Annotated in this window: 25 protein-coding genes and 1 pseudogene; 18 read left to right on the forward strand and 8 right to left on the reverse strand. The window is 63.6% G+C overall.

The genetic code is table 11. The features are described 5' to 3' along the window. Positions 1-478, reverse strand: a pseudogene (locus SAJA_RS07115) (M23 family peptidase); the annotation flags it as partial. Positions 479-620: 142 nt separating this feature from the next. Here SAJA_RS07115 and SAJA_RS07120 point away from each other — a divergent pair. The 5 genes from SAJA_RS07120 to SAJA_RS07140 all read left to right on the forward strand — a co-directional run bounded on the left by SAJA_RS07120 (position 621) and on the right by SAJA_RS07140 (position 4,026). After that, positions 621-944 (forward strand): hypothetical protein, encoded by a 324-nt coding sequence (locus SAJA_RS07120; RefSeq protein WP_123657979.1) that lies wholly within the window; start codon positions 621-623, stop codon positions 942-944. An 86-nt stretch (positions 945-1,030) separates the two neighbouring features. After that, positions 1,031-1,702 (forward strand): HAD family hydrolase, encoded by a 672-nt coding sequence (locus SAJA_RS07125; RefSeq protein ID WP_123657980.1) that lies wholly within the window; start codon positions 1,031-1,033, stop codon positions 1,700-1,702. Between the two features lie 280 nt (positions 1,703-1,982). Next, positions 1,983-2,876 carry a class A beta-lactamase gene (gene bla, locus SAJA_RS07130; protein WP_123657981.1) on the forward strand — a complete coding sequence of 298 codons (894 nt, stop codon included), beginning with the start codon at positions 1,983-1,985 and terminating at the stop codon, positions 2,874-2,876. Further along, positions 2,869-3,219 (forward strand): tRNA-binding protein, encoded by a 351-nt coding sequence (locus SAJA_RS07135; protein ID WP_123657982.1) that lies wholly within the window; start codon positions 2,869-2,871, stop codon positions 3,217-3,219. Before bla ends, SAJA_RS07135 begins: the two co-directional genes overlap by 8 nt. 51 nt (positions 3,220-3,270) lie before the next feature. Beyond that, the gene (locus tag SAJA_RS07140; RefSeq protein WP_123657983.1) at positions 3,271-4,026 is read left to right on the forward strand and encodes a dienelactone hydrolase family protein; all 756 of its coding nucleotides are present in this window, start codon (positions 3,271-3,273) and stop codon (positions 4,024-4,026) included. Here the strand turns inward: SAJA_RS07140 and SAJA_RS07145 are convergent. The 3 genes from SAJA_RS07145 to SAJA_RS07155 are packed head-to-tail and all read right to left on the reverse strand — an operon-like array spanning position 4,023 to position 7,180. After that, entirely contained in the window at positions 4,023-5,165 is a 1,143-nt protein-coding gene (locus SAJA_RS07145) for an HlyD family secretion protein (protein ID WP_221180156.1), read from the reverse strand. The genes SAJA_RS07140 and SAJA_RS07145 overlap by 4 nt on opposite strands. 1 nt (position 5,166) lies before the next feature. After that, positions 5,167-6,732: an MFS transporter gene (locus SAJA_RS07150; RefSeq protein WP_184999792.1), complete on the reverse strand. Its 1,566-nt coding sequence runs from the start codon at positions 6,730-6,732 to the stop codon at positions 5,167-5,169. Further along, entirely contained in the window at positions 6,725-7,180 is a 456-nt protein-coding gene (locus SAJA_RS07155) for a MarR family winged helix-turn-helix transcriptional regulator (protein WP_123657985.1), read from the reverse strand. The genes SAJA_RS07150 and SAJA_RS07155 overlap by 8 nt, the downstream gene beginning before the upstream one ends. 174 nt (positions 7,181-7,354) lie before the next feature. Here SAJA_RS07155 and SAJA_RS07160 point away from each other — a divergent pair, with 174 nt between their 5' ends. The 6 genes from SAJA_RS07160 to SAJA_RS07185 all read left to right on the forward strand — a co-directional run bounded on the left by SAJA_RS07160 (position 7,355) and on the right by SAJA_RS07185 (position 13,381). Beyond that, positions 7,355-8,209 (forward strand): MBL fold metallo-hydrolase, encoded by an 855-nt coding sequence (locus SAJA_RS07160; RefSeq protein ID WP_123657986.1) that lies wholly within the window; start codon positions 7,355-7,357, stop codon positions 8,207-8,209. Between the two features lie 576 nt (positions 8,210-8,785). After that, positions 8,786-9,667, forward strand: a complete 882-nt coding sequence (locus tag SAJA_RS07165) for an NAD(P)-dependent oxidoreductase (RefSeq protein ID WP_123657987.1) — start codon at positions 8,786-8,788, stop codon at positions 9,665-9,667. Positions 9,668-9,759: 92 nt separating this feature from the next. Next, the gene (locus SAJA_RS07170; protein WP_123658019.1) at positions 9,760-10,443 is read left to right on the forward strand and encodes a TIGR00153 family protein; all 684 of its coding nucleotides are present in this window, start codon (positions 9,760-9,762) and stop codon (positions 10,441-10,443) included. A gap of 75 nt (positions 10,444-10,518) precedes the next feature. Next, positions 10,519-11,205 (forward strand): TIGR00153 family protein, encoded by a 687-nt coding sequence (locus SAJA_RS07175; RefSeq protein WP_123657988.1) that lies wholly within the window; start codon positions 10,519-10,521, stop codon positions 11,203-11,205. Between the two features lie 160 nt (positions 11,206-11,365). Then, a complete protein-coding gene (locus tag SAJA_RS07180) occupies positions 11,366-12,628 on the forward strand; it encodes an inorganic phosphate transporter (protein WP_123657989.1) in 1,263 nt (420 codons plus the stop codon). Positions 12,629-12,709: 81 nt separating this feature from the next. Continuing rightward, the gene (locus tag SAJA_RS07185) at positions 12,710-13,381 is read left to right on the forward strand and encodes an HAD family hydrolase (RefSeq protein WP_123657990.1); all 672 of its coding nucleotides are present in this window, start codon (positions 12,710-12,712) and stop codon (positions 13,379-13,381) included. Between the two features lie 27 nt (positions 13,382-13,408). Here the strand turns inward: SAJA_RS07185 and SAJA_RS07190 are convergent, their stop codons facing one another. Both SAJA_RS07190 and SAJA_RS07195 read right to left on the reverse strand, forming a co-directional pair. Continuing rightward, a complete protein-coding gene (locus SAJA_RS07190; protein WP_221180158.1) occupies positions 13,409-14,440 on the reverse strand; it encodes a YihY/virulence factor BrkB family protein in 1,032 nt (343 codons plus the stop codon). A gap of 53 nt (positions 14,441-14,493) precedes the next feature. Continuing rightward, a complete protein-coding gene (locus tag SAJA_RS07195) occupies positions 14,494-15,330 on the reverse strand; it encodes a YiiX/YebB-like N1pC/P60 family cysteine hydrolase (protein WP_123657992.1) in 837 nt (278 codons plus the stop codon). Between the two features lie 99 nt (positions 15,331-15,429). Here SAJA_RS07195 and SAJA_RS07200 point away from each other — a divergent pair, with 99 nt between their 5' ends. Continuing rightward, on the forward strand, positions 15,430-16,590 hold the full coding sequence (locus SAJA_RS07200) for an acetyltransferase domain-containing protein (protein WP_123657993.1): 1,161 nt from the start codon (positions 15,430-15,432) through the stop codon (positions 16,588-16,590). Positions 16,591-16,675: 85 nt separating this feature from the next. Next, positions 16,676-17,818, forward strand: a complete 1,143-nt coding sequence (locus SAJA_RS07205; RefSeq protein ID WP_342777541.1) for a pyridoxal-phosphate dependent enzyme — start codon at positions 16,676-16,678, stop codon at positions 17,816-17,818. A 282-nt stretch (positions 17,819-18,100) separates the two neighbouring features. Here SAJA_RS07205 and SAJA_RS07210 read toward each other — a convergent pair whose 3' ends face one another. Then, positions 18,101-19,795, reverse strand: coding sequence for a 2-isopropylmalate synthase (locus SAJA_RS07210; RefSeq protein WP_123657994.1), 1,695 nt, complete (start codon positions 19,793-19,795; stop codon positions 18,101-18,103). Positions 19,796-19,955: 160 nt separating this feature from the next. On the opposite strand from SAJA_RS07210, the gene SAJA_RS07215 reads away from it, so the two are divergent. From SAJA_RS07215 to SAJA_RS07235, 5 genes are all read left to right on the forward strand, one after another. Next, positions 19,956-20,441: an Lrp/AsnC family transcriptional regulator gene (locus SAJA_RS07215; RefSeq protein ID WP_123657995.1), complete on the forward strand. Its 486-nt coding sequence runs from the start codon at positions 19,956-19,958 to the stop codon at positions 20,439-20,441. A gap of 72 nt (positions 20,442-20,513) precedes the next feature. Then, on the forward strand, positions 20,514-22,109 hold the full coding sequence (locus tag SAJA_RS07220) for a DHA2 family efflux MFS transporter permease subunit (protein ID WP_123657996.1): 1,596 nt from the start codon (positions 20,514-20,516) through the stop codon (positions 22,107-22,109). An 11-nt stretch (positions 22,110-22,120) separates the two neighbouring features. After that, on the forward strand, positions 22,121-23,440 hold the full coding sequence (locus SAJA_RS07225) for an HlyD family secretion protein (protein ID WP_221180160.1): 1,320 nt from the start codon (positions 22,121-22,123) through the stop codon (positions 23,438-23,440). A gap of 26 nt (positions 23,441-23,466) precedes the next feature. After that, a complete protein-coding gene (locus SAJA_RS07230) occupies positions 23,467-23,760 on the forward strand; it encodes a hypothetical protein (RefSeq protein WP_123657997.1) in 294 nt (97 codons plus the stop codon). An 83-nt stretch (positions 23,761-23,843) separates the two neighbouring features. Beyond that, positions 23,844-24,602: an SDR family NAD(P)-dependent oxidoreductase gene (locus SAJA_RS07235; protein ID WP_123657998.1), complete on the forward strand. Its 759-nt coding sequence runs from the start codon at positions 23,844-23,846 to the stop codon at positions 24,600-24,602. Between the two features lie 36 nt (positions 24,603-24,638). Here the strand turns inward: SAJA_RS07235 and SAJA_RS07240 are convergent, their stop codons facing one another. Next, positions 24,639-26,171 carry an efflux transporter outer membrane subunit gene (locus tag SAJA_RS07240; protein WP_123657999.1) on the reverse strand — a complete coding sequence of 511 codons (1,533 nt, stop codon included), beginning with the start codon at positions 26,169-26,171 and terminating at the stop codon, positions 24,639-24,641.

A 26,171-nucleotide genomic window follows, 5' to 3' on the forward strand; every position in this document is an offset into this window, starting at 1 on the left:
TCAACGCGGGCTCGTATGAAACCTCAACAGACCCCAGAGCATCGCTACTCGATCGGCGCACGGCAGCCACCTCGGCCTGCTCGCGGACGATGCGTTTGGCGACGGCCGGCGGCGGCGTGGCCGTCTTCTGGGGCACGCCGTTGACCCGCTGGACAGGCCAATCGTGGGTCCGAATCGCGATTTGTACGTGCGCCACGCGCCCGTCGGGATACGTGATCGTCACCTCGGCCGGCTGGCGGGCATCACGGGCAATGCCGAACACCACTGTGCCGTAATCCGTCACCCGCAGATCGCGCCCGGCGTAGCGCACGCTGCTATCGGGCGCCACGCGGCCGATGACCATCGCACCCTGCTCGGCCGTGTCGGGAAAGCGTGTGGCTACCTCGGCCTGAGCCGCATTCAGCCCCAGGCCCACCAGCACCAGCAGCTCACAGACCCTGCGCAACAACAAGACAGGCATACGCGTTCGACGACTCATGAGGCCCCTTGCCGAGATATTAGCGGCATCGCTGAATGAACCGGCTCCGTAATCTTGCGCATGCGCAAAGCCGCTGTTTTCTGGTCATCTTTAGGGCCTGTTGCCGCTGATGGTTGAGCGTGCATACGACCGGGATCGCCCTATGACGACATCGCTTTCTCTACCTGAGCATATCGCCTTTGGCTACGAAACTGACGCGATCGATCTGGCCGGCCTGACGGATCAGGACGCGATGCAACGCCATCCGCTGCTGCGTCGCCACCCCATCACCGGCGAGATTGCGCTTTACTTATCCACGCTCGAGCGTTGTAGCGAGCTGTCGGGTTACACGCCCGCCCAGAGCCAGGAGACGATCGAAGCGCTGTATGAGCAAGCACGCTTGAACGTTGTCTCTATCGTCGCGTCTGACGCCCCACGATGTCGTCATCCGGGGTGGCCGCGTGAAGCTGCATCACGGCGACCATAGTGCGACGGTGAGCGATCGCGTACTCCATCGCGGTATGGTCAAAAGCGAAGTCCCCATTCCGGCTTGATACAAACAAGGACGATTGCATGAGTTACAACGCACTGATCTTTGGCGGCATCGGCTCGCTGGTCGAGACCTCGCATATCCAGCTGGCCTGCTTCAACGAGGCGTTTGCCAATCTGGGCATCGATTTCGTCTGGACTGAAGGCGCCTATGCCGAAAGCCTGAACGACTCGGGCGGTCACAAGCGCTTGGCCGAGCTGAGCGTCGACGACGGCCGCACGCTCACCGACGACGAGATCGCCAACGTCCACGCGGAAAAGACCCGGCTGTTCCAGGAACACATCGTGCGCGACGGCCTTACCCTGCGCGACGGCGTGCCCGAGCTTCTGCATGCCGCCATGGCCCGCGGGGCCAAGCTGGCCTGGGCCACGACCACTGCGCGCGAAAACATCATGGCGATCTTCAAAGCGGTCGAGGATCTGGCGCCCGATATGTTCGAGTTCATCGGCGACGATTCCCGGGCCGAGAACAGCCAGCCTGCCACCGATATTTATGATGCAGCACTTGCCGCCATGAACCTGTCACCCGATGCGGCGGTCGCCATCGAGGACAACCCCAAGGGCGTTGCCGCAACCAAGGCCGCCGGGCTCTATACCATCGCCTTCCCGGGTGCCATGCACGTCCACCACGATTTCAGCACGGCCGACAAACGCCTGGCCTCGCTGGCCGATGCCGCGATGATGATCGCTGAATAGGGCCTGCTTACGTTTCATGCGAGCCCGCGCCAAGCGATCCATCAATTGACTATGGGCGGCAAGACGAAGCGTAGCCCGCGCCGCGCAGTCACCCTGCGCCAGTGAGCTAGAACGCTGGATTGCCAACGTGTCGCGAATTTTTGGGGCGCTTGTCCCGAAGGGTTGGGCCGCCCATGAAATTGAAGATGGGCGCCCTGCCGCTGAGGAGTCTTGCAGGGCACACTGCGGACTTTCGACGAAAGTGGCGCTCGCATAACGGCAACAGACTAGGACATTTACCATGCCGACACGTCGTTCTGTCATCCAGGGCATCGCCGCGATGGCTGGGCTGGTTATGTTCGCGCCGGCCTTGGCAAACGACCGGCGCGCGGTGTTTCTGGCACGCATGAAAACACTGGAAGCCCGCCACGGCGGCCGGCTTGGCGTGTCGGTGTGCGATACGACCGGCGCGCGGCGCTTGTCCCACCGCGGCGATGATCGCTTTTTGTTGTGCAGCACGGTGAAGCTGCCGCTGGCCGCGTTGATCCTGTCGCGGATGGATGCCGGTCAGGAATCGCTGGAACGACACATCGACTACACCCGGGCGGATCTGGTCACTTATTCACCGGAGACCGAACAGCACGTGGCGACCGGCATGACGCTGGGTGCGATCTGTCGTGCCGGACTGACACAAAGCGACAACACCGCGGCCAATCTGATGTTCGCCGCCGTTGGCGGGCCGGCAGCGCTAACGGACTTCATCCGCGCACTGGGTGACGCCACGACCCGCTCGAACCGGCTCGAGACCGCACTCAATGAGCCGACTCTGAACGCCAAGGACACCACAACGCCCAACGCCATGCGGGGCTTGATGACGCGGATTCTGCTGGGCGACGTATTGAGCCATGGCGCCCGCGCGCAATTGCTGACCTGGATGCAGGCCAACCAGACCGGCGATCATCGCCTGCGGGCCGGGCTGCCGAGCGCCTGGCGTATCGGCGACAAGACCGGATCGGGTGGCGACAACACGGCCGCCGATATCGCGATCATCCATCCCGGCGCGGGCCATGCGATTGTCGTCAGCGCCTATTACGCCGGTTCGCGCGCGAGCGGGGAGGCGCGTGACCGGGTGCTGGCTGATGTGGGCCGCGCGGTGGCCGAGCTATATCAAACGGGCAGCGACAGGCATGGCTGACAGCTCCGAATCGATCGACTTTGCGGATTTTCTGAAAGTCCGACTCGTCGTGGGCACTGTTGTCTCGGCCGAGGCATTCGCCGAGGCGAGAAAGCCGGCCTATATCCTGCACGTGGATTTCGGGCCGGAGATCGGCACGCGCAAATCCAGTGCCCAGATCACGGAGCTGTACGCGCCGGATGCGCTCGTGGGCCGTCAGGTCATGGCGGTCATCAACTTCCCACCGAAACAGATCGGCCCAATCCAGTCGCAGTGTCTGGTCACCGGTTTCCATGATTCGGCCGGGCGCATCGCCCTGGCGGTGCCGGATACGCCCGTACCCAACGGCACACGGCTGTTGTAAGCGCTTGGGTTTTCACGCATTTTTGCGGCAACGATTTTTCACGAGGTACTTATGTCTCGCCAGATCTCGATCCAGACGGCTGACGGTGCGATGGACGCGCATATCTTCGTGCCGGAGAACGCCGACGGGCCGTTACCGGCCGTGGTGCTGTTCACCGATATCGGCGGCCTGCGGCCCTGTTATTTCGACAAGGCCCAGACCGTGGCGGATAACGGGTATGCCGTGTTAATGCCCAATATCTATTATCGCGACGCGGCCGGCGCGGTCGTCCCGGAGGGCAAGAGTTTTCGGGATGATGATGTGCGGCCCACGTTGTTTGAATATGCCGCGCGGCTGAAGCCAGAAGCCCAGAGCCGGGATTTTGCGGGCCTGGTCGATACGCTCGACGCCGAGGCCGAATTCGCAGCTGGGCCGATCGGCGTGGTGGGCTATTGCCTGACCGGGGCGTTTGCCTTGCGTATGGCGGCCCAGTTCCCGGCGCGCGTGGCCGCGGCGGCCGGTTTCCATGCCGCCAAACTGGCCGCGAAAGGCGACGATAACAGCCCCGTGCATATCGTCGATCAGATTCGCGCGCGGGTCTATTTCGGCCATGCCGACAAGGACGAGCATCTACCGCCGGCCCAGATCGCGCGTATGGAAGAGGCCCTGGCCGCGGCCGGCGTGCATTTCACCACCGAGCTATATGCCGGGGCCGCCCACGGCTACACGGCCTTCGATACGCCGGCCTATGACGAGGCCGCGGATGCACGTCACTATAAACGCCTGGCGAGCCTGTTCGAGGAAACCCTGGGCCTGGACAACGCTTAATCGGCGCCCGACCGCGCCGCTTCCAGGCCGGCGCGGTCGGTGGGCTGGCCGTGCACGCCAAGGTTCGAGTCCACGTCGGTTAGATCGGTATGGATCGTGGTCTCCACCGACAGCCCCTGTTTGAGGCGCGCGATCGCGCCCTGGCCCGGATCGATGGTGATCTTGATCGGCAGGCGTTGAACCACCTTGGTGAAATTGCCGGTGGCGTTGTCGGGGGCGATAGGTGAAAACGTCACGCCCGTGGCCGGGGCCAGGCTATCCACATGCCCGGTCAACGGCGCATCCGGAAAAGCGTCTACATGGATCGAGACACGCTGACCCGGGCGCACATGGGTCAGCTCGGTCTCGCGATAATTAGCCTGTACGTAGATATTCTGTAGCGGCACCACGGCCATGAGTGCCGTGCCCGGATCCACCCAGGCGCCGGGGCGGGCCGCGCGCTCGCCCACCACGCCGGCCTTGGGGGCAACGATCGTCGTATACGACAGGTTCAGGCGTGCATCGGCCAGCTGGGCCTGGGCCACGGCAAGCTGTGCCTCGGCCTGTTGTTTCTGGGCTTTCAAGACCTTGAGCTGGCTCTTTGTGGCGTCCAGGTCGGCCTGATCGGCAGCCAGTTGGCCGTCCGCCGAGCGCGAATCGGATTCCTGACGCTGGCGTTGCTCCTCAGAAATGCCGTTGGCGCGAGCCAGTTCGCGATAGCGCTGTGCGTTGCGCGCGGCGAAATCGGCCGAGGCCTTGTCGCGTTTGACCACGGCCCGGGCCTGATCGATCAGCGCGGGCTGGCGTTCGATTTCGGCACCAAGCTCATCCACGTGTGCCCGGGCCGTGCCGGTCTGGGCCTTGGCCTCGGCCACCGCGGTTTCATAGGGCCGGGCATCCAGGCGCACGAGCGGCTGGCCTTTCTCGACGACCTCGTTATCGGCGACCAACACTTGGGCGATCTGGCCCGAGACTCTGGGTGCGATCGTCACATAATGGGCTTCGATCTGAGCATCGTTGGTCCAGATATCGGCATCGGGCACAAAAGTCTGCCAGAGGGCTGCGGCAATGCCTACGACGAGGATCAGCGCGATCACGCCGATCATCACGTACCAGCCGAGCGAGCGCGATTTCTGGGGTGTTTCGGAGTCGTCTGCCATATCAGGTGCCGGGCGGAATTTTGAGTCGGGGCGGATACACGCGCTCGGTGATCACACAGGTCATGAGCAGCCCGACGGCAAGCACCAGCATGAGCTGCCAGCCGTCGGCCAGAGCCAGCGTCTGGGCCTGGCTCTGGATATGGCTGGCGAACTGCGACATCGCGCTGGCGCTCGCGCCGTCGGCGCGCATCGGCGCGGGGTCGTGGCCGGTCAGCGCGGTGGACTGAGCCAGCTCGTAGCGATGGGCACCGATACGATCGAGCAGCGCGTGTGAGTGGGTATCGCTTCGTACACGCAGGAACCAGTCGAGCACGCCGGTGCCGATCGGTGCGGCCAGTGCGCGGGTGACGTTGATGGTGGCCGCGGCATAAGGGCCTTCCTGCGGCGCGACCACGCCGGTAGCCAGCATCAACAACGAGACCACCACCAGCGCCTGACCCACCACGGCGATCGACTGGCCGAGATAGAAATTATGCCGGATCCAGTCCGGAGACACTTGGGTATACAGCAGGCACGTGGTGGCCACGAGCACGAGCCCGACCACCAGACACCAGCGCGCGTCCACGCGTTTGAAATTCAGCAGCCACGACACCGCCGGCAGCAATACCAGCGGCGGCAAGGCCACGATCATGGCTACCGGCATGGTCTGGGCCGGGCGATAACCGTGTACCTCGGACAAGAACCGCGACGGCAGGTTAGAGAACGCAAAGCCCAGCACGATGAAGCCAAACAGCATGATCGTGCCGAAGGCAAAGTTCGGGCGCAGCAACAGCTGGGGCCAGATGAACGGCACCGGGTGATAGCACTCGTGCCAGACAAAGACCACGAGCGAGACGCTCCCCACGATGGCCAGAACATCGATCATCGGGGAATGCAGCCAGTCCAGGCGCTCGCCTTGGGAAAACAGCGTGACGATACAGATGCCGGCGGTCCAGCCGAGGATCAGCCCGATCCAGTCGAGCTGCTTGAAGCGTTCCAGGCGCAACGGATCCTGCGGTATGCCATAGACGATCAACCCAAAGGCCAGGGCCGCGACCGGCACCACCGAGAGATAGATCGCGTCATAACCGGCCACCTGGTGTGCCCAGGCCACAACCGGCGCGCCGAAGTTGGGCGCAAAGGTGGCCGTCAATGCATAGGCGGCCAGCCCGAACAGCTTGATCGAGGGCGTGAGAAACCGAAGTGCCACCGTCATCAAGAGCGGAATCAGAAACCCGGTCGACAGCCCCTGTAGATAGCGCAGGCCATAAAACAGCTCCGGCGAGTTGACCGCGGCACACCCGAGCGACAATACGGCCAGCATGAGCGTGGCAAAGGCCGCGAACCGGCGCATGGAAAACGCAATGGCCAGCCAGGGCGCGACCAGCATGCCCATGACCTCGCCCACGGAAAACAATGTTTCGAACCAGCTGCCGCGATCAATCCCCACGCCCAGATGACCGCGGATATCGGCCATCGCCAGCGTGGTGGCCTGGGCGTTGATATCGGCCGCGATACAGGCCAGCAGCACACCGGCCAGGCCCGCTAGCAGATAACCCGCCATGCGCGGCTCGCTGGCCTCAGCCATCGAGGACAGCGCCGTCGCCGAGATGCAGGGCATCGGTCATCTGATCGGCAATCGCCACGAAGCGCGCCACATCGGTATCCGTCAGCCCGCCGGCCATGCGCTGGCCGGCCGCCGCCTGGATATCGATGACACGAGCAAGCCGGTCCTGGCCGGACGAGGTGATCGCCAGCAGCGGCCTCCGCCGGTCGGCCGTGTTGTCGCGCTGAACGACCAGACCCTGCTCGCGCAGTCGGGCCACGGCACGGGTCACCTGGCCCCGATCGCTATCCATACGGGCCGCCACGCCCTGCACCGTGGGCGCATCTGCGGCGGCCACGCCTTTGAGCACCCGTACCTGGGCCACGGTCAGATCGATATCGTGGGCGCGAAAGCCCTCGCGCATGGCGCGCTGATAGGCATGCATCAAACGATGCAGGCTTTCGCCGAAGATCAGTCGCGTATCGCTCATTCACTGCATGCACCAGGCAATAATCCAGCGAATGATCGTCGATCTCGTTGACACCGTCAACGATCGATCGGTCCATGATTAATACCCGGCCGATATCCGACAGCGGGCCCGTTCATGCAAAACCGATGCTGATTGTTGTAGGTTGCGTGTATTGCTCACAATCGTTTCAACGACATGACACAGCGCCAACCTGCCAACGCCCATCGTCTGGCGATCGGTGATTTCACGCTCACCACCCTGATGGACGGCCAGTTTGAGGCCGGCCTCGACGTGCTGCTCAACATCGACGACGCCGAGGCCAAGCAGCTGCAGGACGCCAGCCGTCGCCCCACGCCGGCGCGTATTTCGCTGAGCGCGTATCTGTTGGATACCGGCCGCCAGAAGATTCTGATCGATGCCGGTTTCGGGCCGCTGGGCGGCGATGCCGGCGGGCGGCTGGCTGCCAGCCTGGCTGATGCCGGTGTGGCCCCCGAGGATATCGATACGGTGCTCGTCACCCATATCCATCCCGATCACGTCGGCGGGCTGATCGACGACAACGATAAACCCACCATGCCCAACGCCACGGTGCTGATCCCGGCCGGCGAGCTGGATTTCTGGTCCGGCGACGCGCCCAACGAACAGCTCGCCGAGCATTTCCAGGCCGCCGATCGCGTGCTCAAGGCCATCGGCTCGCAGGTTCAGCGCCTGGAGGGCGACGATGTCCTGCCCGGCATCACCCGCGTGGCGCTGCCGGGCCATACGCCGGATCACTCGGGCTATCGCATCAAGTCGAACAACGAGCAGGTGCTGATCTGGACCGATGTCGTGCACATGCCACAGATCCAGTTTCCGAACCCGGATGCCGGCATCGGCTTCGATGTCGACCCCGACCAGGCCCGCAAGACCCGCCGCGAGATCATGGCCGATGTGGCCCAGTCGCGTGAGATGGTCGCCGGCCATCACCTGGACTTCCCGGGCGTGGGCTATGTCGTCGCCGACGGCGACGGCTATCGCTTCCTGCCGCACGTCTGGGAGCCTACTGCCTAGGGGCTGTTGCCGTTTCGTACGAGTCCGCGCCAAGCGCTGTTTTGCGGCAAGACGAGGCATAGCACGCGCCGCGCAGTCGTTCTGCGCTAGCGTGCTAAAACGCTGGATTGCCGCAAAACAGCGCTTGTCCCGAAGGGTTGGGCCCAAAATTTGGCCATGCGGCGTTGCTCACCTTGATCGTGGCACGCCACGACCGGCGGCTCGCGCCTTGCCTAGCCGAATTTTGGGCGCCAACGCGGCGCTCTTACGAAACGGCAACAGCCCCTAGGCTTGGCGGGGAGAACGGTTCTCTTTTATCCGCAGATGAACGCAGATAGACGCGGGTGTGGACCTGGTGGGGCCACTGGATTGCGGTGATGCCATAGCCTGCATGTTGCCGATGGTTTGTAGATGATGAAGATAGCCGTAGCGGCTTCTTTCATCTTTCTGTATCCATCTGCGTTTACTCGGCGTTCATCGGCGGATTGCTTTTTTCTCCGATCGTCGATTATCTCGATCCCTGAGGCGTGGTGATTCACGCTCGGCGCCATGCCCAATCTGCGCAATCGGCGGATAGTCTTTTCAAAAGGCGATGTTATGAAAATAGGATTCATTGGCCTCGGCGCGATTGGTACGCCCATGGCGCATAACCTGGTGGCGGCCGGGCTGGATGTAACGGTCTGGAATCGCACCGCCGACAAGTGCAAGCCGTTGGTTGAGGCGGGCGCAACACAGGGCGACTCACCGGCGGACTGTGCAGCCTGTGATGTGCTTATCACGATGCTGGCCGACGACGCGGCGCTGTCGGCGCTGGTCGAGGAACACGATCTGATCGGTGCGTTGGGCCAGACCACGGTGCATGTGAACATGGCCACGGTATCGATCGACTTTGCCAAGGCCATGGCCGAGCAGCACGCGGCGGCCGGCAAGACATATATCGCAGCTCCCGTGCTCGGCCGACCGGATATCGCCAAGGCCGGCAAATTACAGATCGTGGCCGCCGGTGATGCGGATGCGATCGAAACGGCACGCCCGGCCTTTGACGTCATGGGCGCCAAGGTCTGGCCGGTCGGTACGGATGCCTATCGCGCCAACGTGATCAAGCTGGCCACCAATTACATGTTGATGGCCGCGGTCGAGACGATGGGCGAGGCCGCAGCACTCACGGCCAGCTATGACGTCGAACCCGGCGATTTTCTGGAAATCGTAACGTCCTCGGTGTTCGCGGCACCGGCCTATCAAGGCTATGCCCCGGCGATGGCCCAGCGCGACTACGACAACCCGGAAGGCTTCAAGCTCGCACTCGGCGCCAAGGACGTGGATCTGGCGCTGGCCGCGGGCCATGCCAACAATGTGGCCTTGCCGGTCGGAGCCGCAGTCCGCGAGCGCCTGGCCGAGGGGATGGCCGCCGGCGAAGGCGATCTGGATCTCTCCGCGCTGGCCGAGGGCTCGCGCCGGGCCGCGCATCTGGACGACTGATCCCGCCCGTTCGCATCATCTGCCACAATGAGCACATCGCGTTTTTCGATGCGCTTTTTCATTCGTGCCGACGATGAGATCACGTCATGGACATCAGTAAAGCCAGCCCGCTGTCTCGCCTGTTCGGGGGCGGCTCGCCTTTCGAGGCGCTGTCCGAGCATATCCGCCAGGTCGATCGCGGCGCGGATCTGTTGACCAATTTCTTCAACGCCAGCACCGAAGGCGATTGGGATCGCGCGGGCGCCTTGTATACCGAAATATCCGAGTGCGAGCACGAGGCCGACGATCTCAAGGATCGTATCCGGCTGAACCTGCCCAATACACTGTTCTTGCCGATCTCTCGGTCCGACCTGCTCGAACTGGTCGAGGCCCAGGACAAGATCATCAACAAGATCAAGGACATCGCCGGGCTCATGACCGGCCGGCGCATGCAGTTTCCGCCGAATCTGCTGGCGCCGATCAATAAATACATCCAGGTTACGATCGATACCGTGCACCAGGCGCGCAAGGTGCTCGAGGAGCTCGACGACGTGCTGGAATCCGGCTTTGGGCGCAATATCTCCGAGATGATCGAGGATATGGTCGTCGAACTCGGCAAGCTGGAAAAACGCGCCGATGAAGAACAGATCGCCATTCGGCGCAGCCTGCTGGCCCAGGAATCCGAGCTGCCACCGCTGGAAGTGATGTTTCTCTACCAGATCATCGACTGGATCGGCACCGTGTCTGATCGCGCCGAGCGGGTGGGGGCGCGCCTGCAGATCATGATGGCTCGCTAAACACGCCGAGCCCGGCTGTCACGAGCGTGACATGACCGCCTCTTAACATCGAGCCAAATCCGTACTGGCCGGCCCATGACACCACCGACCGGTTCCGCGTTGTCGCGCGTGTTTGCGAAATCGCCGTTTGCTGCCTTGTCACGCCACATCGAGGCCGTGAACGACGGTGCCGAGCTGTTGGCAGATTTCTTGATCGCCGCCCAGACCGGCGACTGGAAACGCGCAGCACGTCTGCACGAGACGATCGTGGCCGCCGAGCATCGCGCCGACGACCTGAAAGATGAAATTCGTCTGCATTTGCCGCGGCGGCTGTTCTTGCCGGTCTCGCGCGCTGATCTGCTGGAGCTGATCGAGGCCCAGGACAAGATCATCAACAAGATCAAGGACATCAGCGGGCTCATGTTGGGCCGGCGCATGCAGTTTCCGGCCGATATCGATACCGCAATCCATGACTACAGCGATACCGCGATTGCGGCCGTGGCCGAATCACGGCATCTGCTGGCCGAGTTCGATGCCTTGCTGGGCGCGGGTTTCACCGCCGACGGCGAGGACATGATTTCGGCCTCGGCCGAGCGGCTGTCGCAGTTGGAAAAACAGGCCGATCGCCAACAGATCGATATTCGCCAGGCGCTGCTGGCCATCGAGGCCGATTACGCACCGCTGGACGTGATGTTCATCTATCGCGTGATCGATTGGATCGGTACCCTAGCCGACCGTGCTGACCGCGTAGGCACACGCCTACAGATTCTGGTGACACACTGATGCCTGCCTGCCCTGCCCCAGCGGCTGTTTCCGGCCGATCGGCAAGTCTGATGAAACCGGCGCCCGCCCCGACGCCTCGTCTGCCGACGCGCACGACCCGATCCTTGCGCGCCGATCGCGCTCGGACCATGCTCGCTGCGATCCCGACAAGGATTTCTGCATGTCCCTGATTGCTCAACACACCGAGCTGTTGCTCATTCTGGCCTGTGTCTTCGGTTTCTTCATGGCCTGGGGCATCGGCGCCAACGACGTGGCCAACGCCATGGGCACCTCGGTGGGCTCCGGGGCGATAACCATCTGGCAGGCGGTGATCATCGCCGGCATCTTCGAGTTCCTGGGGGCCTGGCTGGCCGGGGGCGAGGTGACCCAGACCATCAGCGGCGGGCTGATCAAGCCCGAGGTAGTGGCCGCTCAGCCGGATCTGCTGGTCATTGGCATGCTCTCGGCCCTGGTGGGTGCGGGTACGTTCTTGTTGGTGATGTCGACGTTCGGCATGCCGGTATCGACCGGGCAATCGATCATCGGCGGCATTCTGGGCTTTGCCCTGGTGGCCTTCGGTGCCGGGCCCATCAACTGGGGCGAGATTCTCTCCATCGTGATGAGCTGGATCGCCTCGCCCATCATCGCGGGCGGACTGGCGTTTCTGTTGTTCGAATCGATCCGGCGGCTGGTGCTGGAAAACCCCGATCCGGCGGCCGGCGCCCGGCGCTATATTCCGGGCTATGTATTTCTGGCCGCTCTCGTGATTTGTCTGGTCACGTTGATCAAGGGCCTGTCGCATATCGGCCTGAACCTATCGCTTGGCACGAGCATCGCGATTTCGATCGGCATCGGCCTGGCCGTGGCTGCCGGCGCGGCCCTGATTCTCAAACGGGTGGATCTGACGCCCGAGGCCCGGGCCTCGGACAAGTTTCGTAACGTCGAGCGCGTGTTCGGCTATGCCCAGATATTCACCGCAGCCACCATGGCGTTTGCCCACGGCTCCAATGACGTGGCCAACGCGGTCGGCCCGCTGGCGGCCATCATCAATACCCTGGCCCATCCCGGCGAGATCAGCGGCCAGTCCGAGGTGGCCGGCTGGGTGCTGGTACTGGGCGGTGCGGGTATCGTGTTCGGCCTGGCCACCTATGGCCATCGCGTGATCAAGACCATCGGCGGGCGCATCACCGAGCTGACCCCCACGCGTGGCTTCTCTGCCGAGCTGTCGGCGGCCAGCACCGTGGTACTGGCGACGTGGTTTGGTATTCCGGTATCCACCACGCAGACGCTGGTGGGCGGCGTACTGGGCGTGGGCCTGGCGCGCGGCATGCGGGCCCTGGATCTGTCGGTGCTGGGCGGCGTGTTCGCCGGCTGGATATTGACGCTACCGGGCGCGGCGCTGTTCTCGATCGTGTTCTATTACTTGCTGCACGCACTGCTGTAAGGGCCAACCACTTTCGTGGCCCCGCAGGCGATCACGTATCTTGAACAGATTGCCCGCAATTATTTAAAGGCACAGCCTTTCATGGCTCATTATCTGTTCTTCGATCTCGACGGCACGTTGAGTGATACGCACGATCTATCGCGCGCGACCTGGTTCGAGATCCTGCGCCCACACGGTATTGATGTGGACTACGATTTCTATCACGAGCGTCTCCACGGTCGAGACACCCCCGACGTGCTGGCCGAGCTGCTGCCCGAGATGGACGAAGCCGCACGCCAGGATCTGCACGCCCATCAAGCCGCGCGCTACCGGGATCGTACGCGCCGGGCCGCTCCGTTGCCGGGCGTGACGCCGTTTCTGGATGCCGCGCGCGACAAGAGCTTCAAGCTGGCACTGGTCACCAACGCACCGAAGGCGGATGCGCTCGAATCGTTGATTCCCCTGGGCCTGGACACGGCCTTCGAGCCCCGTGTGTTCAAGGACGACGTCTCGAAGATCAAGCCCGACGCCGAGCCTTATACGCTGGCACTGTCCCGCGCAGGCATCCAGGCCCACGACGCGATCGCCTTCGAGGATTCGCCGCGCGGCGTGCAGGCGGCCTGTGCAGCCGGGCTGGCCGCCGTCGCGCTTGTCACCACGCATCACCCACAGGCACTACGTGACGCCGGCGCATCCCTGGTGATCGGCGATTTCTCGGATCCGATCCTCGACGAGCTGCTGGATGATCCAACAGCCGTCATCGCCCGGGCGTGATAGCGCCGGAACTGAAGATCTAATGCGTCACTGCGGATCCGGCGGCTCGGCCTCGAAGTCGATATCCTCGGCGCGCTTGGCCACGTTGTCGGCCACGAACGCGCCGCGCTCACCGATCGGCTTGTTGCCGGATACCGTGGTGTCCTCGCTGGTCTGAAACTCCATCTGGGCATTGATCTCGCCACCGACCAGCATGATCAGCACGGTGATATACAGCCAGGTGAGCACCACCACGACCGCGCCCAGCGAGCCGTAAGTGGCGGAATAGCTGCCGGAAAACGCCACATAGAGCGAAAAACCCAGCGAGCCGATGATCCAGAACACGGTCACGATGGCCGCGCCCACGATCACCCAGCGCCATTTGGGCCGGGTACGGCTGGGCCCGTAGCGATACATGCCGGCAATACCCAGCATCAGCAGCAGCGCACCGGCGCCCAGGCCCACGCCGCGGGCCACGCCCACGGCCCAGGTCGGCAGGCCGAGCGCGGCCGTGACCAGCGGCACACCGGCCGCCAGCAGGGCCACGCCGATCAGCCCGGCAATGATGGCAAACGTCAGCGCCAACGAGACCAGCGTGGCCACCACGAAGTTGCGTGACTCTTTCTCGGCATAGACCACGTTCAGCGCCACCATCAACGCCGTGGTGCCCTTGCGCGCCGACCAGAGCGCCAAAGCCAGCGTGATGACCGCGGCCAGCCCGAGCGAGCCGGTCGGGCGCGCGGCGATCTGGGTCATCTGGTCCGTGATCGTGCTGATGACATCCGGCGGCACCATGCCGGACAGGCCCTGTATCTCACGCACGACCTCGTTGGGATCCTGAAACAGGCCATAGATCGAAACGAACGCGGCCACGCCGGGAAAGATCGCCAACAAGCCATAGAACGATACGCCGGCGGCGATGATCGACAGGTTGTTGTCGGAAAACGCATGAAAGACACGCAACAACACGTCTTTCCAGCCGATCAACGGGATATGCGCCGGTGTGCGGGCCTTGCGGCCACGGCCGTTGGCTTTTATCTCAGTGCCGTGGTTTAAGGCTTGGGCGTTCTTGCGATGCACCATGACGTCCTGTGATCCCGTATGTTTTTTCGAGTATACGCAGACTCGCGGCGTTATCGCCTGCGCCGCTCTGCCGCCCTGGGCCGCGTGTCGCCCCAGCTCATATCGCGATAACGCGCGATATCGTCGCCAAAGAACGGATACTTGATGACATCGAAATACGGCGAGTGATCGAAATCACGCGGGGTGATCAGCCGGGCGTTGCTGCGATAGAACATGGCCTGGCCGTCGGCGCCGCGGTGCATGACCGGCAGGATGGGATAACGCACGCTGGCAAACGCATTGGCCAGCAGCGTCGAGCAGATCGCCCGTGTAGGCTCGCCGTGGCCGGCTTCGAACAGGCTCGAGCGCCAATGGCGCGGCAACAGACCATAAGGAAAAAAGAACCGCAGCAGATCGAGAATCTGGCGCGTGTCATAGGCCATGCCCAGGCGATCCAGGGCATAAGCCAACACCCGATCCCGATCGCCGGCGGCGATTTCATGCGGCCGGCACAGGCGCAGATGCTCTTGCCGATAGCGATCGAGTGCCGACAGATGCACGCCCTCGCCGAGCTGGGCCTCGAGTATCAACGGCGTATCGGGCGCCCAGCCGGCGGTCTTGATCGCGGCGACCGCTTCCGGGTGGACCATATCCCCGGCCCGCCCGATATAAAGCGCGGCGTGGGTCCAGGCACTCAGCGTCACGCTTTGAATGATGCCGGCCACACGGCTGCGCCCTTCCACGAGGATCACGTCAACCGGCTGGATCTGCTCGCAAAGACGCTCGAAGTCGGTCCGCGGCACGCCCCGCGGCGTGACATCCTGCGACAGCCAATCCGCGGCCGTCTGGACAAGCCGCGCTGGCAGGGAGCCGATCGTTGCCATGCTGTCATCTCGTTGCGTGCTCATGAATCCCGGAGCATGACAGAGCCCGCGACGCTTTCGCAGCGCCCAATCGGCTGGGCCATATATCGTATGATATATCGTTTGTTTCAAGCGCCTGTTTCAATGTCGTCCGTGTCTGTTGCCCCGCCGGCCTCTCGTATTGCCAGCATCGATGCCCTGCGCGGGCTTGTCATGTTGTTGATGCTGGTCGATCACACCCGTGAATACTTCTATCTGCATGCCCAGGTCAGCGACCCGATGGCGGCCGACACCACGCCGGGGCTGTTCGCAACCCGCCTGTGTGCCCACGTCTGTGCCCCGGTGTTCATCGCCCTGACCGGGCTGGCGGCCTGGCTCTATGGCCAGAAACACGGGCCGGGCGCGGCGCGCGGTTTTCTGTTCAAGCGCGGGCTGTTCCTGGTGGTGCTGGAGGTCACGCTGGTCAACTTCGCCTGGACGTTCGACCTCACACCCGAAACCTATTTTCTACAGGTGATCTGGGTGATCGGGCTGTCGATGATCGCCCTGGCCGGGCTGATCGGGCTACCGCGACGGCTGATCCTGCTCATCGGCGCGCTGCTGGTGCTGGGCCATAACCTGCTCGATGTCATCCATATCCCGGCGGAACAGATCGGTACGACCGTCTGGACGATCTTGCACGAGCGCGGGCGTATTCCACTCGATTTTCTGCCCTGGCAGCCCAGTGCACGAACCTCGTATCCGCTGCTGCCCTGGATCGGCGTGATTGCGCTTGGCTGGTGTGCCGGGCCGTGGTTTTCCCGAGACAGCCGGCCAGATCGTCGACAGCGCTATCTGTGGTGGGCCGCGGGCATCATGTTCGCGGGCTTTGTCGTGCTGCGCACGCTCAACGGCTACGGCGAGCCGGTGGCCCGCTGGCCCGACGCCCACGGCGTGATGGCCGTACTGTCATTCTTCAATCTGACGAAATATCCGCCGTCGGCCGATTTCATCCTGTGTTATCTGGGCATCGGTACCGCGCTGCTGGCCGGATTCAAGCATCTACCGGCGCGTGCGCTGGGCGTGTTGACGATCTTTGGCAGTGCCCCCCTGTTCTTCTATCTGGTGCATCTGTATCTGCTGCACGGCGCCAACCGCCTGGCCGGGCTGTTCTTCGAGCCGGCCTATGGGGCACTGGTCAGCGTCGACCACTGGGGCTGGCTATGGCTGATCGCCGGGGCCGTGGCACTGGCCACGGCCCCGGCCTGTTACGGGTTCGGACGCTACAAACAACGCACCGACCAGGCCTGGGTCAAATATCTGTGAGCCGACGCGACCAGCGGCACAAGGTCAAAACCCAGGGTTTAGATAAACTTCAACGATCGTTTCGACGGGTGTTTTCTTGTCCTCTATCCCCGAGCCGGCCTATATCGATCCGGCGACCGATCAAACCTATCCAATAACGACGCCGCGCTGGTGTTCGGACACCGGCAGCCCGCTGATGGTCACGCCGCTGGCCGGCATCACGCGTGATGCGATCGATGCCACCTGCCGATCGCTTTGGCGCTACCGGGCAGCGTTGCCGCTCCCGGTAGCCGCGCCGATCACACTGGGCGAAGGCATGACGCCCCTGATCGCGCGTGACTGGCGCGGGGCCCGCCCGTATTTCAAACTCGAGTGGCAATCGCCGACCGGCAGCTTCAAGGATCGCGGCGCCTCGGTGATGTTGTCGATGCTGCGCGAGCAGGGCATTCGTCACGTGCTCGAGGACAGCTCCGGCAACGGCGGGGCCGCCGTGGCCGCGTATGCCGCAGCCGGCGGCATGGCCGCCAAGATACTGGTGCCGGCTTATACCCAGGCCGGCAAGACCGTACAGATGCGTGCCTATGGTGCCGAGTGCGAGCTGGTGCCCGGCAGCCGCGCCGACACGTCAGCCGCCGCCGAGCGTCAGGCCCGCGATATCTTCTATGCCAGCCATGCCTGGCAGGCGTTTTTCCTCCAGGGTACCAAGACGCTGGCCTACGAACTCTGGGAGGATCTGGGGTTTCGCGCGCCGGACAACATCATCATCCCCACCGGGGGCGGCAGTAATATCCTGGGTTGCGATATCGGTTTTTCCGAGCTGCTGCGTGCCGGCGAGATATCGCACCTGCCGCGACTGTTTGCCGCTCAACCGGAACACTGTGCGCCGCTGCACGCCACATTTTTAAGCGGAGCCGATACGCTGGCCACGATTGATGCACGGCCCACCCTGGCCGAAGGCACGTCGATCGAACGCCCGATTCGGTGGCGCGACGTGCTCGGGGCGATTCGTCGCTCGCACGGCCAGACCGTGGCCATCTCCGAAGCCGAGATCGAGGCCTCGCACGAGGCTCTGGCCCGCGCGGGCTTCTATGTCGAGCCAACCTGCGCCACCGCCGATGCCGCGCTGGCCCGGCTGCTGGACGCCGGCGTCATCACCGCCGACCAAACGACCGTTGTCGTACTCACCGGCAGTGGCCTGAAAGCCACCCAGCGTATCGGCGAACTCTTGGGCGCGTTGCCCGGCGCGTAATCGTTCATTTCGGCATTTAGCCGCTGATGAAAGCCGGTTTCGCCGATTAAAATCACGAAAACTCTGATGGAAGACTTGGCGGACTTGTACTCAGCCGTACGAACCGCCGCCCCACCAAGCCCTAATCTGCATCATCTGCGAAATCTGCGGATGATTTCTTTAAAGAACGCACACGCCTTAGCCCACCACGCCTCGAAATCAAGTCGCCCTGTATCGTCGTCTTCAATCGGCGGCCATCGGTGTCCATCGGCGGATTGGCTTGTCTTGGCTAAAAACGACCGATCAGCTCGCCAAGGCAGTCAGGCCGCCGCGCTGGCCGGTGTCGTCGGTCTCACGCGAGAGATTGATCGCGCTGATGATGGCCTTGATCGAGGCCGAGAGCGTGTCGGCGTCCTCGGCCACGGCCGGAATACGCACGGTGCCGGATTTGATCTGCACGAAGGCGATGGCATCCGCATCCGAGCCGGCCGATACCGCCTGCTCGGCATAATCGGCGATCATCAGGTCGTCGCCGGTGCGTGCATTCCAGGAGGCGACAAAGGCGGATAACGGGCCGTTGCCCTGGCCTTCGAGCGTGAACTGCTCACCGTTCTCGGTCACGGTAACCGAGATCTTCTGGCCTTCGCCGGCCCGGCGCACGCTGTAGTCCACCAACGAGATCGGTGTCTGGCGATCGAAATGGGTGAACAACAGATCACGGATCTCGGGCGAGCCCAGCTCGCCGGTGATCTTTTCGCTGGCCGCCTGGACGTGCGGGGCCAGCGCCAGCATCATCCATCGTGGCAGGTTGATGCCGTAGTCGCGCTCCAGCAAGAAAGCCATGCCGCCCTTGCCGGACTGGCTGTTCACGCGGATGACGGCCTGATAATCACGGCCGATATCGCGCGGGTCGATGGCCAGATACGCCACCTGCCACGGCTCGTCGTCTTGCTGCTTGCGCAGCGACTTGCGGATGGCATCCTGATGGCTCCCGGAAAACGCCGTATAGACCAGCTCGCCCACCCACGGGTGGCGCGGGTGCAGGGCAATGCCGGTGCACTCGTGTACCACGCGCACGATCTCGTCGGGGTTGGACAAATCCAGCTCGGGATCCACGCCCATCGAATACAGATTCATGGCCAGCACGACCATATCCATATTGCCGGTGCGCTCGCCGTTGCCCAGCAGCGTGCCTTCGACGCGCTCGGCGCCGGCCAGCATGGCAAGCTCCGCGGCCGCCACCGCGCCGCCGCGGTCGTTATGCGTATGCACCGACACGATCACCGATTCGCGGTTCTTCACGTTCTGGCAGAAATACTCGATCTGGTCGGCGTGATAATGCGGGCCGACCTGCTCGACGGTGTTGGGTAGGTTGAAGATGATGCGATCGGCCGGCGTGGGCTCCCAGACGTCCATCACCGCTTCACAGATCCGCACCGCGAAATCCATCTCGGTGGTGGAAAAACTCTCCGGCGAGTATTCCAGGCGCCAATCCACACCGGGCCGGGCACGGGCGTTTTCCTTGACCCGCTTGGCCCCGCCGACCGCGATATCGATGATGCCGTCCTGGCTCATCTCGAATACACGCTCGCGCTGGACGGTCGAGGTGGAGTTGTAGAGATGGATGATGGCCTTGGGCACGCCGTCCAGTGACTCGAACGTCTTGTCGATCAGGTGATCGCGACACTGGGTGAGTGCGGCGATGGTCACGTCCTCGGGGATCTGGTTCTCGTCGATCAGCCAGCGCACGAAGTCGTAATCCGGCTGGCTGGCCGAGGGAAAGCCGACCATGATTTCCTTCACGCCGATATCGACCAGCAGCTTGAACAGTTTCTGTTTCTGTTCGACCGTCATGGGCTCGAGCAGCGCCTGATTGCCATCGCGCAGATCCTCGCTGACCCAGATGGGGGCGCGGGTGATCTCTTGATCGGGCCAGGTGCGGGTGAACCCCGTGACCTTGGGCGCCGGCGAATACTTGCGATGATCGAATCGGGACATGTCGTGCTCCGTGATGCTATCCGTGTCGGTCATGTGCGACCGAATAACGCCATGATACGCCGGCCTGTCCGGCAGAACGTTGCGATATTGTGGCTTTTAGCGCGCTTATCGGTTTTTTATTGCGCTAATATCGGCAAAACGCGCAACTTAATATCAACCCATGGCCGAATCACGCACCGACGACGATCTCGATCGCTTCGACCGCCAGATCTTGCAGATCCTTCAGGCCGAGGGCCGCATCAGCAATCAGGCGCTGGCCGAGCGGGTCAATCTCTCGCCCTCGCCCTGCCTGCGCCGCGTGCGCGCGCTGGAAGCGGCCGGCTTCATCACCGGCTATCGCGCCGAGGTGGATCCGCGCCGGCTGGGCTACGGGCTGAACGTGGTGCTGCATATCTCGATGGACCAACACACGCCCGAGCGCTTCGAAGCCTTCGAGGCCCGCGTGGCCGAGCTGCCCGAAGTGGTGGAGTGCCTGCTCATCACCGGCCAAGAGGCCGATTACCAGCTCCGGATCTGGGTCGCCGACATGGACGACTATCAGCGTATTCTGCTTCAGCACATCACCCGTATTCCCGGGGTGTCCGGCGTGCATACCAGCTTTGTGCTGCGCCGCGTCATGCCGGCGCGGGGCCTGCCGCCCCGCTGATTGCCCCGGGCCGATCATTTTGGTGCATAATACAGGTTAATAGCCGCCCGACTGTCTTTCGCCCGGAGCCTCATGACCCAGGTAGAGGCCATGTTCGAGCGCTACGGCCCGAAATACCGTCTTTACGTCACGATCACGGTGTTGCTCGGCCTGGTGGCACTTGGCATGTCGATCACGATCGTCAACGTCGCGACCCCTTACATCAAAGGGGCATTCGGCATGAGCGCGTCGCAGGTGCAGTGGCTGTCGACCGGGTTTCTGGCGGCCACCACCGTCACCCTGTTGATCTCGCCCTGGCTGATGAGCGCCTTCGGCCAGCGCAAGACGTATGTGGGCTTGCTCCTGGTGTTCATCGCGGCCTCGTTATTGGGCGGCTGGTCCGAGGGCATGGGCATGGTGATCGCTGCCCGCGTGATCCAGGGGGCGATGACCGGCGTGATTCGCCCGGTGGCCCTTGAAGCCCTGTTCATGGTCTACCCGCCGGAAAAACGCGGCCTGGCCACCGCGATCTATGCCATGAGCCTGGGCCTGCCGTTGACGCTGGCCAGCGTCGTGGGCGGGTTTCTGGTGCACGACTTCAACTGGCGCTATGTGTTTTTCATCGTGTTGCCGATCTGCGTGGTGGCCATTCTCATGGGGCTGGTCTTCTTGCCCGATCGTGAAGAAACCGGGCCCAAGCCCAAGCTCGACTGGATCGGGGCCACGGTGTTGTTCGTGTCGATATTCGCGCTGTTGGCCGCCCTGGCCAACGGGCAGCGCTGGACCTGGAGCAGTGCCAGTATCCTGTGGCTGGAGGCCATCGCCCTGATCGGCACGGTGTTCTTCATCTGGTGGGAGCCGCGCCAGGAACGCCCGATTCTGGATCTGGATATCTTCAAGACCCGGGAGTTCCTGGCGGGCTCGATCGTGTTGTTTCTGTTTGGCGGCGCGTTCTACGGGGTGATGTATCTGTTGCCGCAGTTCATGGACTCGATCCTGGCATACAGCCCGGTGACCTCCGGCATTCTGTTCACGCCGTCGACCCTGGTGCTGGCCGTGCTGGTGCCCCTGGTCGGCCGGCTCAACGACAAGCTGCCGCCGCACTGGATATCGGTGCCGGCGCTGCTGGTCGCGGCCTATGCCACCTGGCGCTTTGCCCAGGCCGACTGGAGCACGTCGTTCTTCTCGTTGACGGTCTCGATGTCGTTGGTGGCCACCGCGATTGCCGCCGTGCCACCGCCCACACTCTCGCGCTCGATCGCGGCCCTGCCGCCGCGGCTGATCGGCTATGGCTCGGGAGCGATCAATTTTGCGCTACAGCTGGGCGGCGCCTTCGGCACGGTGCTGCTCGTGGCGCTGCTCGATCGCCGTACGGCGCTGCATAGCGCACAACTGACCCATCAAGGGCTCACGCCGGGTAACCCGATCGCGATGGAGGCGATACGCCAATACGGCGAGATCGCGGCGCGCACGGGCACGTCCGAGGTGTATCAACAAGCCGCCGGCCAGGTGCTGCTGTCTCGCGTGGATGCCACCTGGGCCACGATCTATGCCTATCAGGACGGCTTTCTGGTCGTCGCCGTGGGCCTGGCCATCGTGACGGTTCCTTCTTACCTGTTGTCTCGTTGGGGCCTGGCGCGTGAGCGACAGGCGCGCGCAGAAAATGCCGCGCAGCCCCAAGGCACCTGACGCTATTTCTTATGACTGATACCAAGCCCGAATCCGCCGAGCCGAAGACCGCCTCTACGATGCGCCGATGGCTCAAGCGCGTGGCGATCGTCGTGGCCGCGATACTCGTGATCGTATGGCTGGCGTTCTGGCTTCATCACCGCCTGACCCACGTCTCGGAAAACGATGCCCGCATCGAGTCGCACGTGATCACGGTGTCTTCGCGACTGGATGGCCGGGTGACCGGTTTCGATCTCATCGAGGGCGATCGGCTGGCCGAGAACGAGACGATCGCCCAACTCTACAGCCGCCCGGATACCTTGCAGCTCGACGAGCTCAAGGCTCGGATCGATCATATCCAGACCGAGCTTGCCCTGGCCCGCCAGCAGATCGGCGGCGGCGTGGATTCAGCCCGGGCACGGCTGGCTGCTGACAAGTCAGCCATGGCGGCGGCCAAGGCACGGATGGAAAAAGCCCACAACAATTACACCCGGGCACAGAATCTGTACGAGGCCAAGGGGGGAACCGAAAAACAGCGCGATATCTATCGCTACGATTATCAATCCGCCCAGGCCGATTATCAGCGCGCCCAGAGCCAGGTGAAACAGGACCAGGTGGCCATCGCCAACGCCAAGACCGGCCTGTTGTCGGCCGGCCAGGTCACCAATCCTGACGTGCTGAAATCACAGCTTGAGATCACCCGCGCCAAACTCGCCCATCAACAGAACATGATTGATGACCTGACCGTGAAAAGCCCGATCCACGGCGTTGTCGACAAGACCTTCATCGAGCCCGCTGAATATATTTCGGCCGGCCAGCCCATCCTGATGATGCACGACCCGCGTGATGTGTGGGTCGAGGCGAATATCAAGGAAACCGCCGTAGGCGATCTGGCCGTGGGCCAGCCGGTGGCCATCACGGTCGATGCCCGCCCGGATACGACCTATACCGGCCATATCCAGGTCATCGGCGGCGCGGCCACCAACCAGTTCGCGCTGCTGCCCGACCCCAACCCGTCGGGCAATTTCACCAAGATCACCCAGCGTATTCCGGTGCGTATCGCCATCGACCACGGGCCCAAGATTCAGGTGTCGCCCGGCATGATGGTCGAGGTCGATATTGACATCACCGGCGACGGCACGACTGAGGCCCGCCAGCAACAGGCCCCGATTCGTACCCGCGCCGATGAAGTTCGGGGCCCCGCGCCGTCGTCCAGCGCCGAGCCGGACGATCAGGCCCGTACCTCGGGCCATGCAGCAGACGGTCTTCTTGCCAGCCGCACGCCGTTACAGCCCGATCTCCGGCTGGCCCCTGCCGCGCCCATCGGCCGCGCACCGGATTCGCTAGACTGACGCCCTCTTCGCAAAACAGCGGCGTCATGGCAAACGAGTCTCTCTTTCACTGGGCCGGTGAGCAGCTGGGCCAACTGATCCGTACCGTGGTCGACAGCCTGGCCTGGGTGCTCACACACCTGTCCGAGGCGGTTGGCGGGTTCTATACCGGGCTGCGGGATACGCTGGGGATCGGCGACTCCACGGCCAGCCTCGTGATACTCATCATCGGCCTGCTGGTGCTCGTTGCCGGGCTGCGGCGACTACTGGCGGTGCGGCTGATCTCCGGGCTGATCTTCACCGTACTCGGCGTCGCCCTGCTCAGCTGGCTGATGGGTTGACGCCCCGGCGAGCAACATCCGCGCACCGGGCCGTGTCGTAGGCTGATCACACTCTGCTGTCCTGCTTTCGGGATCGATTCGTTATGGCAAGCAAACATATATTGATACAAGGCGGTGCGCGCGGCCTGGGACTGGCGCTGGTCACCCAGCTGCTCGAAGACGACGCCACCCGGGTGAGCGCCACCACGCGACACCCGGAACACGCCGACGAGCTCAAGGCGTTACAGGCCAGGGCCGGCGACGATCGTCTGGCAATCGTGGCCCTGGACATCACCGACGAGGCCAGCATCGAGCAGGCCCGACAAGAAATCGGCGAGCGCCACCCGCGCCTCGATCTGTTGATCAACTGTGCCGGGCTGCTACACGACGAGGCCAGCGGCCAGTGGCCGGAAAAACGCCTGGCCGATATCCAGCCCGAGCATTTCGCGGCCAGCTTTGCCGTCAACGCCACGGGCCCGGCGCTGATGATCAAGCATTTCTCGGATCTGATGACCCACGGCGATCGCGCCGTGCTGGCCTCGATCAGCGCGCGGGTGGGCTCGATATCGGATAACGGCTACGGCGGCTGGTATGGCTATCGGGCCTCCAAGGCCGCCCAGAACCAGCTTACCCGCACGGCGGCGATCGAGCTGGCACGACGATCCAAGCGCTTGATCTGTGTGGGCCTGCATCCCGGCACGGTCGATACCGATCTGTCCGAACCGTTTCAGAAGCGTGTGCCGGAAAAACAGCTCCAGACGCCGATCCAGGCCGCAAAGCATCTGTTGGGCGTCGTTGCTCAATTGACGCCGGAGGATACCGGCCAGCTTTTCGACTGGGCCGGGAAGAAGATCGCCCCGTAGTTCGGCGGGAACGCCGACTCGCGGGCGCCGTGGCGCTTATTCGCGCGCTGCGGCCGGGATACCTGTCGCCGCCGAAAGCGCCTGCCCGTCGGCGTTGGTCCAGCCGCCGCCCAGCGCGCGGAACAGATCGGCGGTATCGCGATATCGCGTCACCCGTGCCTTGGTGACATCCAGCTGCGCGTTCTGGTATTGCGCCTGGGCGGTATAGAGCGAAACATAATCGGCCGCGCCGTTTCTGATCTGGGTACGCACGGTATCCAGATTGTTGCCGGCCGCATCCACGGCGGTTCGTTGGGCGATCAGCGCGCGGGCATCGGCTTCCAGCGAGCGCAGGGCATTGGCCACATCGCCAAAGGCCGCCAGCGTGGTCGCGCGATAATCCGCCAGCGCGGCCACGTACAGATCCTGGGCCTGGCGACGCTGGGCCCGCAGACGCCCGCCGGCGAAGATCGGCGCGGCCAGCTGGGCGCCCAGGGTATAGAGCGCGTTGATGGGGTCCCCCAGATTGGCCGGCGTGAGCGCCTGGCGGGTATACGAGCCGCTGATCCGCACGTCAGGCAATAGATTGGCCGTGGCCACACCGATCTGTGCGCTGGCGGCGTGCACGGCGGCCGCGGCGGCCAGAACGTCCGGGCGCTGGTTGACCAGCTGGCTCGGCAGGCTGGCCGGCAGGTCGCGCGGCAGAGCGAGTTCATCGAGCGTGAAGGCCGGGTCATTGAACTGGCCCGGCGTGCTGCCAACAAGCACGGCCAGTCGATTCACGGCCAGTGTCTTCTGTTTCTTCAACGGCTCGAGCGAGGCACGCGTGCGGGCAAGCTGGGTACGGATCTGGGTCGCATCGGCATCGATCGCCACACCGAAGGCGATCTGCTTGCCCACGATATCCAGGGCGTCCGATTGGCTGTCGATCAAGGCCTCGGTGGTCTGAATCGCCGCGTTCAGCCCGGCTTCGGCCACGGCCGTGGCCACCACGTTATTGATCAGCGTGACATAGGTATTGACCACCTGATACTGCTGCTCGTCGAGCGCTGCACTGGCGGCCTCGATCTGGCGCCGGGTACGGCCGAACAGATCCAGATCGTAGCTGGCCGTGGCCTGGGCATCATAGAAATTGAACACGTTAGTGAACTGCGGATCGTTGATGCCGAACTGGGCGCCCGTCACCCGTCTACGGTCATAACCCGCGCCCACGTTGATCTGGGGATACAGGGCCGCCTTGTTCTGCTTGACCACCTCACGCGCGGCCTTGATCCGGGCCTGGCCGGCGGCCAGCGTCGGGCTGTCCTCGATCGCCTGCTTGATCAGCGCGTCCAGGCGCTGGGATTCGAATACCCGGTACCAGTCGGCGCGCACCCGGGCGGCGGTATCGAATGCCTGCGCCGCGATGCCCGCGCTATCGTCGGCTGCGGGCTTGTTCGTATCGCCGGCGGTTTCCGGGTTCACGTCATAGGCCGTGTCCTCGGGCGCTGCCGGGGCCTGATAATCCGGGCCGACCGCACATGCGCCAAGCAGCAGGCCGGCCGCGGCCATACCGAAAAGGCGTGAAGAACCGCCAAGAGTACATCGCAT

This window comes from Salinisphaera japonica YTM-1 (genome assembly GCF_003788585.1).
In the GTDB taxonomy this organism is placed as follows: domain Bacteria; phylum Pseudomonadota; class Gammaproteobacteria; order Nevskiales; family Salinisphaeraceae; genus Salinisphaera; species Salinisphaera japonica.